Below are 12,438 nucleotides of genomic sequence, written 5' to 3' on the forward strand. Positions count from 1 at the left end.
CTCGCCGTGAACCTGGGGCTCATCCGGACCGTTCCCGACGAAGGCGGCGGGGGCAGCCGCGTGGCGCGGGCCGAGATCGACCGGCTGCGCTCCGGAGAGGGTTTCCCGGACGCCCTGCGGGAGCGCGTCGCGACGGTCGGCACCACGGAGGGCGCCAGGCTGATGGAGGTGGCGCCCACCCGGTTCACGAGCCTCGCGCGCTACGGCCTGCTGGTTCCGGTGACGTTCTACCTGAACCGCTACCGGACCGTCGTCTGGCTGTATCTGGCCGAAGAACTGCGGCAGTTCGCGGCCGAAAGGAGCAACACGCGGCTGCTGACCGCCCGCCACACTCCGGCGGAGATCCGGGAACGGCTGAAGGCCGGATTGGACCGACGGCCACGCAACTGGCGCGGGCGTCACGCCGGGTTCCTCGCCCGGCAGGCGGGAGACGACCCCTGGGCGCGCGCGGCAGCGGTCGCCTCCCTCCTGGACCCTGTCGACGTGGAGGACGTCGTCCAGGATCCGCACGAGCGGGCACGCCTGGCCCGCTGCCGCCCCCGGCTCCCTGCGCACGGCGCCCCCGGTTCACCCACCGCCGAGCTGGCCGAAAAGCTCATGACGGCGAGCGACCGGGACGAGGTGGCCTGGTTCAGGGCGGACCTGACCCACACGATGGAAGCGGCCCGACGGCATCACCCAGAGGCACGGACGCCTTCCCCGGCACCACCCTCGGCTTCACGACTCCTCAAGTCACCCCCGGCTCCGGCTCCGGCTCCGTCTTCAGCACCGGCTCCGGCGGTGAAGCGGCACCCGTCCTCCGTCTCCAGCCCTCCGCACGGCCTGCTGAGCTGGTTCCGCCGCAGAGGCCGGCGGGCCGGCCCCCCGGCCTCGGTGAACACCGCGTCACCACAGGTGGACCGGCCTGGCCGAGGACGCTCCGGATGCGCGGGGGTCCAACTCTGACGAGACTGATGTCCGGGAGGTGACCATGTTCGGTAAGGCGAAGGCGTTCAGCGGGTTCTCGGTGAACGACATCGACGCGGCCAGGGCGTTCTACGCCGACACGCTCGGGCTCCGGGTCTCGGAGGAGAACGGGCTGCTGATCCTGCACCTCGCGGGTGACCGCGACACCCTGGTCTACCCCAAGCCGGACCACACGCCGGCGACGTTCACGATCCTCAACTTCCCGGTCGACGACATCGAGGCCGCGGTCGACGAGCTCGGCAGAAGAGGAGTGCGTTTCGAGCGCTACGACCACCTCAAGACGGATGAAAAAGGCATTTTCCGCGGCGGCGGCCCGCTGATCGCCTGGTTCACCGACCCGGCGGGGAACGTGCTCTCCGTGCTCCAGCAGACCTGACGCGCGCGTCGTGCCCGAGCTTCCCGACGTCGAGGGCTTCCGGCAGATCCTGGAGTCGTGTGCCAAGGGACGGGTCATCCGCCGCGTCGAGGTGCGCGACCCGGGCGTCCTGCACGGTGTCGACGTCCGGCGCCTGCGGGACGCCCTCGAAGGGCGGCGGTTCGGCGCGCCGGAGCGGCGCGGTAAGTGGCTGCTCGCCCGCACCGGGGGCCCCACCCTCGTCCTGCACTTCGGCATGACGGGGCGGCTGGTCTGCGCGCACGCCGACGATCCGGTCGAGCCCCATGACCGCGTCCTGTTCACGCTGGGCGGCGGCCGTCAACTGCGCTTCCGTGACCAGCGCAAACTGCAGGGGCTCTGGCTGGCCCACGACGAGTCGGACATCGACCGGCTTCTCAAGGGGCAGGGGCCCGACGCGCTGGCCGTGGACCGTGCGGAGTTCGATCAGGTGCTCTCGGCGCGCCGCGGGCGTCTCAAGACGGCCCTCACCGACCAGTCGGTGCTGGCCGGCCTCGGCAACCTGCTCGCCGACGAGATCCTGTGGCGGGCCCGGCTGCGCCCCGACCGGGGAGCTCGTGACCTGTCGGAGGAGGACCGCCGACGCTTGTACGGCGAGATGCGCCGCACCCTGCGCTCGTCCGTCACGGCCGGCTGCGTGCCACCGCGTGACTCCTGGCTCACCGGACACCGCGACGACCGTGACCCGAGGTGCCCGCGATGCGGCACGGGGCTGCGCAGGTCCCGTATGGCGGGGCGGGGAACGGTGTGGTGTCCGCGGTGCCAGCCGGACGGGTAGGGGGTCGGCACCCGACGCCGGCGGCACGAACCGGACGGAGCGCGGCCGACCGGAGCGCGGCCTGCCGGTCTGGCCCCGGACAGCAGCCGACCGTCGCGGCGGCGGCTCAGACCTCGGGCAACCCGTCTCCGGGGGGCTCCGCTCAGGGTGCCGCCGCGGTCTCGCGCTCCTCGTCGGGAGCCACCAGCGACTGGGTGAATGGGATCCGCGCCAGCGCGAACACCCCCGCGGCGATCAGCGTGACACCGAGCAACTGGGGCAGCAGCCACCAGCCGGAGCGGACGGTCTCCTCGTACAGCGTGATGCCGAGCGCGAGACTCACCAGGGCGTCGCCGAGGGTGAGCGCGGGCTGCGAGGCGACCAGCGGACCGGCCTGCATGGCGTTCTCCAGCAGGAACAGCGCGCAGACGCCGGTGGCGGCGAAGGCGTACGTCTGCCAGGCGGTGAGGAAGCCCACCAGGCCCTGCTCGTCGAGGATGTGGGTGGCGGCCTTCATCAGCGCGGCGGTCACCGCGTAGCTGATCGCCGTCGCGGCGCCCAGACACGCCGCTCGGGCCCGGCCCTCCGGGCGCCGCAGCCCGGCGACAGCGAGGGCGACGACGGCCCCCGCGCACACGGCGAGCGCGGGGATCCAGCGGTCCAGCGCCACATGGGTGCGGTTGCCGGCGGGGGAGGCGGCGGCGAGCGCGACCGCCAGCCCGACCACGACCACCGTGACGGCCAGCCAGCCCTTGCCCGGCAGCCGCCGGTGCATCAGCAGGGAGGCGACGATGAGGGTGAGCGGCAGCTCCAGCACGAACAGCGGCTGCACGATCGTCAAGGGCCCGGTGGCCAGCGCCAGCGCCTGGCAGACGGCGGCGCCGATCACCGCGAGGATGCCGGCCAGCCACACCGGCCGGCGCAGCAGATCGGCGATCAGCCCGGCCCGCAACCCTTGGGAGGCGGGCACGGTGAGCGCGGCCTTGCGTTGCAGCACGGTCGCGACGGCGTTGCTGAAAGCCGCGCAGATCGCGAACACGACAGGAAGCACGGTGTGCAGCGTGGCCACCTCCCGTATCGGCGGGCGTGCGACGTCGGCGGTGCCTGTCCCTGCCATGGTCGCCGGATCCGGCCGGGGGCGCGATCGGAGCCCGGCGAGGAGGGCCCGGCCGGTGAAGGACCGGATCAGCCCAGCTTGCGGAAGAGCCCCTCCTGCACGACGGACACGACGAGACGGCCCTCACGGTCATAGATCCGGCCCCGGGCCAGGCCACGGCCGCCGACCGCGATCGGCGACTCCTGGTCGTAGAGGAGCCAGTCGTCCGCGCGGAAGGGGCGGTGGAACCACATCGCGTGGTCCAGGGACGCCATGTCGAAGCCGCGCGGGCCCCACAGCGGCTCGACGGGGATGCGGACGGCGTCCAGGAGGGTCATGTCGCTGGCGTAGGTGAGGGCGCAGGTGTGCACGAGCGGATCGTCGCCGAGCGGCCCGACCGCGCGCATCCACACGGCGCTGCGCGGATCGGCGTCCCGGGCCTCCTCGATGGTCCAGCGCAGCCGGTCCACGTAGCGGATGTCGAAGGGCTGGCGGCGGGCCATCCGCTCCAGCTGCTCGGGCAGTGCGCCCAGGTGTTCCCGGATCTCGTCCGTGACCGTGGGCAGGGACTCCGGGTCCGGGACCGTGCGGGCCGGTGGCAGCTGGTGCTCGAAGCTGCCCGCCTCGGGCTTGTGGAAGGAGGCGGTCAGGTTGAAGATCGTGCGGCCCTGCTGCACGGCCGTGACCCGGCGGGTGGTGAACGACCGGCCGTCCCGCACATGCTCGACCTGGTAGACGATCGGCACGCCCGGGATGCCGGGCCGCAGGAAGTACGCGTGCAGTGAGTGCACGGGACGGTCGCCCTCCGTGGTGCGGCCGGCGGCGACCAGGGCCTGCCCCGCCACCTGCCCGCCGAAGACCCGCTGCAGGGACTCCTGCGGGCTGCGGCCGCGGAAGATGTTGACCTCGATCTGCTCCAGGTCGAGCAGGTCGACGAGCCTTTCGGCCGGGTTCGTCGTCATGGGTGTGATTCTCCTGTGGTCGCTGCTGCCCGGCCCGTCACAGCTGGCCGACGTCGGTCACGCGGACCACCGCGCGGCCCTCGGCGTCCGAGGCGGTGAGGTCGACCTCCGCGCTGATGCCCCAGTCGTGGTCGCCGTTCGGGTCGTGGAAGATCTGCCGGACCCGCCACAGTGCGTTGTCCGGCTCCTCCTCGATGAGCAGCAGCTTGGGGCCGCGGGCGTCGGGGCCGGTGCCGAGATCCTCGTACTCGTCCCAGTACTTGTCCATCGCCTCGCCCCAGGCGTCGGCGTCCCAGCCCGACTCGGCGTCCATCTCGCCCAGTTCGCCGACCTGGTCGAGGGCGGCGAGCTCCACGCGGCGGAACATGGCGTTGCGGACCAGCACGCGGAAGGCACGGGCGTTGGCCGTGACCGGTTTGACCTCGTCCGCCTTCTCCTGGGCCTCCTCGGCGGTCATCTCCGCAGGGTTGGCGAGCTGCTCCCACTCGTCCAGCAGGCTGGAGTCGACCTGGCGCACCATCTCGCCCAGCCAGGCGATCAGGTCCTGGAGGTCCTCGGACTTGAGGTCGTCGGGGACGGTGTGGTCGAGGGCCTTGTAGGCGCTGGCGAGGTAGCGCAGCACGATGCCCTCGGTGCGGGCCAGCTCGTAGTGGGACACCAACTCGGTGAAGGAAAGCGCCCGTTCGTACATGTCACGGATGACCGACTTCGGCGACAGCGGATGGTCGCCGACCCAGGGGTGGCTCTTGCGGTACGTGTTGTACGCGTGGAAGAGCAGTTCCTCCAGGGGCTTGGGGTACGTGATGTCCTGGAGGCGCTCCATGCGCTCCTCGTACTCGACCCCGTCCGCCTTCATCTGGGCCACGGCCTCGCCGCGCGCCTTGTTCTGCTGGGCGGCGAGGATCTGCCGCGGGTCGTCGAGCGTGGACTCCACGACGGACACCATGTCGAGCGCGTACGACGGCGACTCGGGGTCGAGCAGCTCGAATGCGGCGAGGGCGAACGTGGACAGCGGCTGGTTGAGGGCGAAGTCCTGCTGGAGGTCGACCGTGAGCCGGACGATGCGGCCCTCCGCGTCCGGCTGGTCGAGCTTCTCGACGATGCCGCCGTCCAGCAGCGAGCGGTAGATGGCGATGGCACGGCGGATGTGCCGCAACTGCTGCTTGCGCGGCTCGTGGTTGTCCTCCAGCAGCCGGCGCATCGCCTCGAAGGCGTTGCCGGGGCGGGCGATCACCGACAGCAGCATCGTGTGCGTCACGCGGAACCGGGACGTCAGCGGCTCCGGCTCGGAGCCGATGAGCTTCTCGAAGGTCTGCTCCGACCAGGCGACGAAACCCTCGGGTGCCTTCTTGCGGACGACCTTGCGGCGCTTCTTGGGGTCGTCGCCCGCCTTGGCGAGGGCCTTCTCGTTCTCGACGACGTGCTCGGGCGCCTGCGCGACGACGAAGCCCTCGGTGTCGTAACCGGCGCGCCCGGCCCGGCCCGCGATCTGGTGGAACTCCCGGGCCCGCAGGGTGCGCACACGAGTGCCGTCGTACTTGGTCAGGGCGGTGAACAGCACCGTGCGGATGGGGACGTTGACGCCGACACCGAGCGTGTCCGTGCCGCAGATGACCTTCAGCAGACCGGCCTGAGCGAGCTTCTCCACCAGGCGCCGGTACTTGGGCAGCATGCCGGCGTGGTGCACCCCGATGCCGTGCCGGACGTAGCGGGAGAGGTTGCGGCCGAACTTGGTGGTGAAGCGGAAGTTGCCGATCAGCTCGGCGATCTGCTCCTTCTCCTCCTTCGAGCACATGTTGATGCTCATCAGCGCCTGCGCCCGCTCCACGGCCTGCGCCTGTGTGAAGTGCACGATGTAGACGGGGGCCTGCCGGGCGGACAGCAGATCGGTGAGGGTCTCGGTGAGCGGGGTGTAGCGGTACTCGTAGGACAGCGGCACGGGGCGGGTCGCCGAGCGGACCACCGCGGTGGGTCGGCCGGTGCGGCGGGTGAGGTCCTTCTCGAAGAAGGAGACGTCCCCGAGCGTCGCCGACATCAGCACGAACTGCGCCTGCGGCAGCTCCAGGATCGGGATCTGCCAGGCCCAGCCGCGGTCGCCCTCCGCGTAGAAGTGGAACTCGTCCATCACGACCTGGCCGACGTCCGCGTCCTTGCCGTCGCGCAGCGCGATCGACGCGAGGACCTCGGCGGTGCAGCAGATGACGGGCGCGTCGGCGTTGACCGACGCGTCGCCGGTGAGCATGCCGACGTTCTCGGTGCCGAAGATCTTGCACAGTTCGAAGAACTTCTCCGACACCAGGGCCTTGATCGGCGCGGTGTAGAAGGTGACCTCGTCACGGGCGAGGGCCGCGAAGTGCGCGCCCGCCGCGATCATGCTCTTGCCGGAACCGGTGGGCGTCGACACGATCACGTTCGCGCCGGAGACCACCTCGATCAGCGCCTCCTCCTGGTGGGGGTAGAGCGTGAGACCCCGCTCGCCGGCCCATGACTCGAAGGCTTCGTACAGGGCGTCGGGGTCGGGGGTCCGCGGCAGCTGATCGATGAGGGTCACGCCCCCATCTTGCCTGGCCCGGTGCCCGATGCGGGAATCGGCTGCGGACCCGAAGATCACGAACGCTACGCTGGGCCGCCGACGGGACGTCAGCACGCCCGGTCAACCGGACAGCGGCACACGATGAATGGGGCGGGCAGCGCCATGATGGGACCAGCACACTCACTGTCGGGAGCCGCCGCCTGGCTCGGCGTCGGCGCGGCCGCCGCGGCGGCCGGGCACCCGATGCCCTGGCCGGTCCTCCTCGTCGGCGCCCTGATCTGCGCCGGAGCCGCCCTGGCCCCGGACCTCGACCACAAGGCCGCCACCATCTCCCGGTCCTTCGGACCGCTGTCGCGCTGGCTGTGCGAGATCGTCGACAAGCTGTCGTACGCCGTCTACAAGGCCACCAAGAAGCAGGGCGACCCGCGCCGCTCCGGCGGGCACCGCACGCTGACGCACACCTGGCTGTGGGCGGTCCTGATCGGTGCGGGCACCTCGGTGGTGGCGGTAACCAGTGACCGCTGGGGCGTGCTCGCGGTTCTCTTCGTGCACCTGGTCCTGGCCATCGAGGGCCTGCTGTGGCGGGCCGCGCGCGGCTCCAGCAGCGACGTCCTGGTGTGGCTGCTGGCCGCGACCACCGCGTGGATCCTCGCCGGTGTCCTGGACAAGCCGGGCAACGGAGCCGACTGGCTGTTCACGGCGCCGGGCCAGGAGTACCTGTGGCTCGGCCTGCCGGTCGTGCTGGGCGCGATCGTGCACGACATCGGGGACGCGCTCACCGTGTCCGGCTGCCCGATCCTGTGGCCCATCCCGGTCGGCCGTAAGCGCTGGTACCCGGTGGGGCCGCCGAAGGTCATGCGGTTCCGGGCGGGCAGCTGGGTCGAGCTCAAGGTGCTGATGCCGGTGTTCATGCTGCTCGGCGGGGTGGGGTGCGCGGCGGCGCTCAACTTCATCTGAGCCCCGTCACCCAGGAGCCCCGTCACCCAGGAGCCCCGCCACTCAGGAGGCCCGGTCCGCAGGAGCCTCAGCCGCCGCCGTAGCGCCGCTCGAACGCGGCGACCCGGCCCTCCGAGTCCACCGTGCGGGCCTTGCCGGTGTAGAAGGGGTGACTCTCCGAGGAGATCTCCACGTCCACGACCGGGTAGGTCTCGCCGTCGTCCCACTCGATGGTCTGGTCGCTGGTCGCGGTGGACCGGGTGAGGAACGCGTACCCGGCGGCACGGTCGCGGAAGACGACGGGGCGGTAGTCGGGGTGCTTGTCCTGCTGCATGGATGCTCCTCGAACGGCTCGGGCCGGTCCCGCGATCAGCCGGACAGAGTGTCCTCGTCGACGATGTGCACGGCGGCCTCCTCAGCGGACGCGGCGGCGCCGTCGATGCCCACGTCCATGGCGACCAGCGCCTCCTCCTCGTCCTCGTGGGCGCCCTCGTCGGGTGCCACGAGCCGGCCGGAGCGCGCGGCGCCGACCTCGTTGTCCAGGAGTTCCCCGTCGGAGCCCGCGCAGTCCCCGAGGCCGTCACCGTCCGGGACGGCCGCGTCCGGCAGTTCCTCGGAGAGCCGCTGGTCCAGCGTCTCGCCCCGCTGCCGCTCGGCGGCCGTGACACCGAGGTGCTCGACGGCCCAGGGGCGTTCGGGAGGGGACCAGCCCCGGTCCAGGGGATCGTCGACGCCGTCGTTCTCCAGGGTGTCCTCGGCGTCGAGAAGCCCCGTGTCCTCCCTCTGCTCGTCCTGGTCCGGCTGGTAGACGTCGTCTCCCCAGCCGTCGGAGCTGTTCACGGGTACCTCCAAGGGGTGGGACGGGCCCGCTCTCACGGGGCCCGCGCCGGGCCGCCGCCGCACGGAGCACTGGCGCCGCCCGAACCACTGGTTCCCGGACGTTCCCCGAGCCGGTGCCTGATTCCAGCCTTCCACCCCGGCTCGGGACCGCGCAACGCCAAGGACCCGGTGGCCCTCCGCGGCGGGCTCCCCGCTTCTCCCGTCACCCGTGGCACGACGCACGTGTGGCACGCGCACCCGTGGCTCGGCTCAGCCGTGCCACGACCTCCACAGCGCCGCATACGCGCCGTCCGCCACGACCAGCTCGTCATGGCTGCCCAGCTCGCTGATCCGGCCGTTCTCGACGACGGCGATGACGTCCGCGTCATGGGCCGTGTGGAGCCGGTGGGCGATGGCGACCACGGTGCGGCCGTCGAGAACCCGGGCCAGGGACCGTTCCAGGTTGCGGGCGGCGCGGGGGTCGAGCAGGGACGTCGCCTCGTCCAGGACCAGCGTGTGCGGGTCGGCCAGCACCAGGCGGGCCAGCGCGATCTGCTGGGCCTGAGCCGGGGTGAGCGTCAGACCGCCCGAGCCGACCTCGGTGTCCAGGCCGTCCTCCAGAGCGCGGGCCCAGCCGTCGGCGTCGACCGCGCCCAGCGCAGCCCACAGCTCGGCGTCGACGGCGCCGGTCCGAGCGAGCCGGAGGTTGTCGCGCAGGGAGCCCACGAAGACGTGGTGCTCCTGGTTGACCAGGGCCACGTGCGAGCGGACGTGTTCGGCCGGCATCCGGGACAGCTCCGCTCCGCCCAGGCTGATCCGGCCGTCCCGGGGCGCGTAGATCCCGGCGAGCAGCCGGCCCAGCGTGGACTTGCCCGCGCCCGACGGGCCGACCAGGGCCAGCCGGGTGCCAGGGGCGACCTCCAGGGACACCTTGCGCAGGACGTCCACGCCCTCCAGGTAGCCGAAGTGCACCCGGTCGGCCCGCACATGGCGTCCCTCGGGGGCCACCGACGGATCCCCGGCGTCCGGCTCGATGTCCCGGACCCCCACGAGCCGGGCCAGCGACACCTGGGCCACCTGGAGCTCGTCGTACCAGCGCAGGATCATGCCCACCGGGTCGACCAGCATCTGGGCGATCAGCGCGCCGGTGGTCAGCTGGCCGACGTCGATCCAGCCGTGGAGGGCGAACACACCGCCGACCAGCAGGACCGAGGCGAGCACGGTCACGTGGGTGACGTTGATGACCGGGAAGAGCACCGACCGCAGCCAGAGGGTGTACCGCTCCCAGGCCGTCCACTCCCGGATGCGCTGTTCGGACAGCCCGACGCGGCGCTCGCCCAGGCGGTGGGCCTCGACGGTGCGTCCGGCGTCCACGGTCTCCGCGAGCGCGGCGGCCACGGCGGCGTACCCGGCGGCCTCGGAACGGTAGGCCGAGGGCGCCCGCCGGAAGTACCAGCGGCAGCCGGCGATCAGCAGCGGCAGGGCGAGCAGCACGGCCAGCGCCAGCGGGGGAGCGGTGATCACCAGGCCGCCCATCAGCAGGACCACCCACACCACGCCGATCGACAGCTGCGGCACGGCCTCCCGCATGGCGTTGCCGAGGCGGTCGATGTCCGTGGTGATGCGCGACAGCAGGTCGCCGGTCCCGGCCCGCTCCAGCACCCCGGGCGGCAGCCCGACCGACCGGACGAGGAAGTCCTCGCGCAGGTCGGCCAGCATCCGCTCGCCGAGCATCGCGCCGCGCAGCCGCACCTGCCGGACGAACCCGGCCTGCACGGCCAGCGCGGCCACGAAGAGCCCGGCGGTCATCTCCAGCCGCAGGTCCCCGGCCCCGGCCGAGACCCGCTCCACCAGCCCGCCCAGGAGCCAGGGACCGGCCATCGAGGCGATCACGGCGACCGTGTTGACGGCGACCAGCAGCAGGAACGCCCGCCGGTGGCGGCGCAGCAGTTCGGCCACGTAGGCGCGCACGGTCTCGGGGGCGCCGACCGGCAGAGTGTTCGCCGCCGTCGGGGCCGCCGGGTCGTACGCCGGTGGCGCGACGCCGATCATGCCTTCTCCTCGATCTCTTCCAGTTCCTGCAGTACGTCGTTCAGGGCGACGGAGCCGCCCAGTGCGGCCTCTCCGTCCGTCTCGCGCGTGACCACCGCCCGGTAGCGGGGCTCGGTGCGCACCAGTTCGCGGTGGGCGCCGACCGCCACGGCCTCACCGTCGTGCAGGAACACCACGCGGTCGGCGCGGTCCAGCAGCAGCGGGGAGGAGGTGAACACCACGGTCGTGCGCCCCGCACGCAACTCCCGTACGCCCTGCGCGATCCGTGCCTCGGTGTGCGAGTCGACGGCCGAGGTCGGCTCGTCCAGGACGAGCGCCTCCGGGTCCGTGATCAACGACCGGGCGAGTGCGAGCCGCTGGCGCTGACCGCCGGACAGCGACCGGCCGCGTTCGGTGATCCGGGCGTCCATCGGGTCGGCCGCGTCCAGCGAGCCCTGCACCAGCGCCGCCAGCACGTCCTCGCACTGCGCGGCGGCCAGCGCCTCCCGGGGCCGGACGGCGCCCGACGCGGGGACGTCGAGCAGCTCGCGCAGCGTACCGGACAGCAGCACCGGGTCCTTGTCCTGGACGAGGACGGCCGTACGGGCGCTGTCCAGCGGGAGTTCGTCGAGGGGCACCCCGCCCAGCAGCACCGAGGTGCCCTGCCGGGACGGGTGCCCGCCCAGCCGCTCGGCCAGCAGACCCGCCGTGTCCGGGTCACCGCACACCACGGCCGTGAGCCGGCCGGCCGGTGCGAGGAGCCCGGTCTGAGGGTCGTACAGGTCACCCGTGGGGACCGCACCCGCACGCGATCCCGCGGTGTCGGTGGGCCGCTCGAGCGACAGCACTCCCGCGGCCCGCTTGGCGGAGGGCCGGGAGAAGGAGTACGCCATGGCGATCTCCTCGAAGTGGCGCAGCGGGTATGTGAGGACCATGACCGAGCTGTAGACGGTGACCAGTTCGCCGACGGTGATCCGGCCCTCGCGCGCCAGCCCCACCCCGTGCCAGACGACGGCGATGAGCAGCAGCCCGGGCAGCAGGACCTGGATCGCGGAGATCAGGGACCACATCCGGGCACTGCGCACGGCCGCGTGACGTACCTCCTGGGAGGCGCTGCGGTAGCGGTCGAGGAACAACTCCTCGCCGCCGATGCCGCGCAGCACGCGCAGACCGGCGACGGTGTCCGAGGCCAGTTCGGTGGCGCGTCCGGCCTTCTCGCGCTGGGTGTCGGCGCGTCGGGTGGCGCGAGGCAGGAGCGGAAGTACGGCGAGCGCCAGCGCGGGCAGCCCGACGGCGACGACGACGCCGAGCGCCGGCTGGTAGACGAGCAGGCCGACGCAGACCAGCACGACGGTGACCAGGGCTGCGGTGAAGCGGGACAGGGCCTCCACGAACCAGCCGATCTTCTCGACGTCGCCCGTCGACACCGCCACCACTTCACCGGCCGCGACCCGCCGGGTCAGCGCCGAGCCCAGATGGGCGGCCTTGCGGGCCAGCAGTTGCTGGACGCGGGCGGCCGCGGTGATCCAGTTGGTGATCGCGGTGCGGTGCAGGAAGGTGTCACCGACCGCGTTGCCGACGCAGGCCAGTGCCAGCAGGCCGGCCGCCAGGGCGAGGCCGGAGCCGGAGCGGTCGACGACGGCCTGCACGGCGACCCCCACACAGAAGGGGAGGGCGGCGACGGAGGCGAAGTGCAGCAGCCCCCAGCTCAGCGACTTGAGCTGACCGCCCAGCTGGTTCCGGAAGAGCCACCACAGGAATCGAGGGCCCGAACGCGCGTCCGGCACGCCCGGGTCGGGATACGGAAGGTCTTGAATCTGCATGACGTCCCAGTGGCTCGTGTCAGGGGGCGAAGGGGGCGGGGAGGTGGGTCGGCAGGGGAGTGGGGCGGCCGCCGGCGACGGCAGCAAACCGTGACAGGTTCGCGTTGCGACGCGGCCGGAG

The 12,438-nt window shown here is 72.4% G+C and carries 11 protein-coding genes; 4 read left to right on the forward strand and 7 right to left on the reverse strand.

Annotated elements, in window-relative coordinates:
- The first annotated feature begins 6 nt into the window (after positions 1-6).
- From ACIQU3_RS25460 to ACIQU3_RS25470, 3 genes are read left to right on the forward strand one after another with little or no spacing between them, the layout of a single operon-like run.
- Entirely contained in the window at positions 7-945 is a 939-nt protein-coding gene (locus ACIQU3_RS25460) for a DUF6397 family protein (protein WP_403927874.1), read from the forward strand.
- 25 nt (positions 946-970) lie between these two features.
- Positions 971-1,342, forward strand: coding sequence for a VOC family protein (locus ACIQU3_RS25465; RefSeq protein ID WP_403927875.1), 372 nt, complete (start codon positions 971-973; stop codon positions 1,340-1,342).
- A 10-nt stretch (positions 1,343-1,352) separates the two neighbouring features.
- Complete coding sequence (locus ACIQU3_RS25470) at positions 1,353-2,138, forward strand: Fpg/Nei family DNA glycosylase (protein ID WP_403927876.1); 786 nt, start codon at positions 1,353-1,355, stop codon at positions 2,136-2,138.
- A 142-nt stretch (positions 2,139-2,280) separates the two neighbouring features.
- On the opposite strand, the gene ACIQU3_RS25475 is transcribed toward ACIQU3_RS25470, so the two are convergent.
- The 3 genes from ACIQU3_RS25475 to ACIQU3_RS25485 form a co-directional block, all read right to left on the reverse strand.
- On the reverse strand, positions 2,281-3,234 hold the full coding sequence (locus tag ACIQU3_RS25475; RefSeq protein WP_403738393.1) for a DMT family transporter: 954 nt from the start codon (positions 3,232-3,234) through the stop codon (positions 2,281-2,283).
- 68 nt (positions 3,235-3,302) lie between these two features.
- Positions 3,303-4,175 (reverse strand): acyl-CoA thioesterase, encoded by an 873-nt coding sequence (locus tag ACIQU3_RS25480; RefSeq protein ID WP_403927879.1) that lies wholly within the window; start codon positions 4,173-4,175, stop codon positions 3,303-3,305.
- Positions 4,176-4,212: 37 nt separating this feature from the next.
- On the reverse strand, positions 4,213-6,726 hold the full coding sequence (locus tag ACIQU3_RS25485; protein ID WP_403927881.1) for a DEAD/DEAH box helicase: 2,514 nt from the start codon (positions 6,724-6,726) through the stop codon (positions 4,213-4,215).
- A 144-nt stretch (positions 6,727-6,870) separates the two neighbouring features.
- Between ACIQU3_RS25485 and ACIQU3_RS25490 the strand changes: the two genes are divergently transcribed.
- On the forward strand, positions 6,871-7,665 hold the full coding sequence (locus ACIQU3_RS25490; RefSeq protein WP_403738405.1) for a metal-dependent hydrolase: 795 nt from the start codon (positions 6,871-6,873) through the stop codon (positions 7,663-7,665).
- A 67-nt stretch (positions 7,666-7,732) separates the two neighbouring features.
- Here the strand turns inward: ACIQU3_RS25490 and ACIQU3_RS25495 are convergent, their stop codons facing one another.
- From ACIQU3_RS25495 to ACIQU3_RS25510, 4 genes are all read right to left on the reverse strand, one after another.
- Complete coding sequence (locus tag ACIQU3_RS25495; protein WP_161368247.1) at positions 7,733-7,978, reverse strand: type B 50S ribosomal protein L31; 246 nt, start codon at positions 7,976-7,978, stop codon at positions 7,733-7,735.
- 35 nt (positions 7,979-8,013) lie between these two features.
- The gene (locus tag ACIQU3_RS25500) at positions 8,014-8,484 is read right to left on the reverse strand and encodes a DUF5709 domain-containing protein (RefSeq protein ID WP_030835227.1); all 471 of its coding nucleotides are present in this window, start codon (positions 8,482-8,484) and stop codon (positions 8,014-8,016) included.
- Between the two features lie 249 nt (positions 8,485-8,733).
- Positions 8,734-10,515, reverse strand: coding sequence for an ABC transporter ATP-binding protein (locus ACIQU3_RS25505; protein WP_403927883.1), 1,782 nt, complete (start codon positions 10,513-10,515; stop codon positions 8,734-8,736).
- Positions 10,512-12,317, reverse strand: a complete 1,806-nt coding sequence (locus ACIQU3_RS25510) for an ABC transporter transmembrane domain-containing protein (protein ID WP_403738414.1) — start codon at positions 12,315-12,317, stop codon at positions 10,512-10,514. Before ACIQU3_RS25510 ends, ACIQU3_RS25505 begins: the two co-directional genes overlap by 4 nt.
- Positions 12,318-12,438 lie beyond the last annotated feature (121 nt).

Origin of the sequence: Streptomyces sp. NPDC101110, assembly GCF_044759525.1 — a bacterium.
Classification (GTDB): domain Bacteria; phylum Actinomycetota; class Actinomycetes; order Streptomycetales; family Streptomycetaceae; genus Streptomyces.

Bases quoted from the DNA above. Each gene is read 5' to 3' on its own strand.
- ACIQU3_RS25480 (WP_403927879.1), bottom strand. From the start codon at position 4,175: ATGACGACGAACCCGGCCGAAAGGCTCGTCGACCTGCTCGACCTGGAG.
- ACIQU3_RS25490 (WP_403738405.1), top strand. From the start codon at position 6,871: ATGATGGGACCAGCACACTCACTGTCGGGAGCCGCCGCCTGGCTCGGC.
- ACIQU3_RS25505 (WP_403927883.1), bottom strand. From the start codon at position 10,515: ATGATCGGCGTCGCGCCACCGGCGTACGACCCGGCGGCCCCGACGGCG.
- ACIQU3_RS25475 (WP_403738393.1), bottom strand. From the start codon at position 3,234: ATGGCAGGGACAGGCACCGCCGACGTCGCACGCCCGCCGATACGGGAG.
- ACIQU3_RS25465 (WP_403927875.1), top strand. From the start codon at position 971: ATGTTCGGTAAGGCGAAGGCGTTCAGCGGGTTCTCGGTGAACGACATC.
- ACIQU3_RS25510 (WP_403738414.1), bottom strand. From the start codon at position 12,317: ATGCAGATTCAAGACCTTCCGTATCCCGACCCGGGCGTGCCGGACGCG.
- ACIQU3_RS25495 (WP_161368247.1), bottom strand. From the start codon at position 7,978: ATGCAGCAGGACAAGCACCCCGACTACCGCCCCGTCGTCTTCCGCGAC.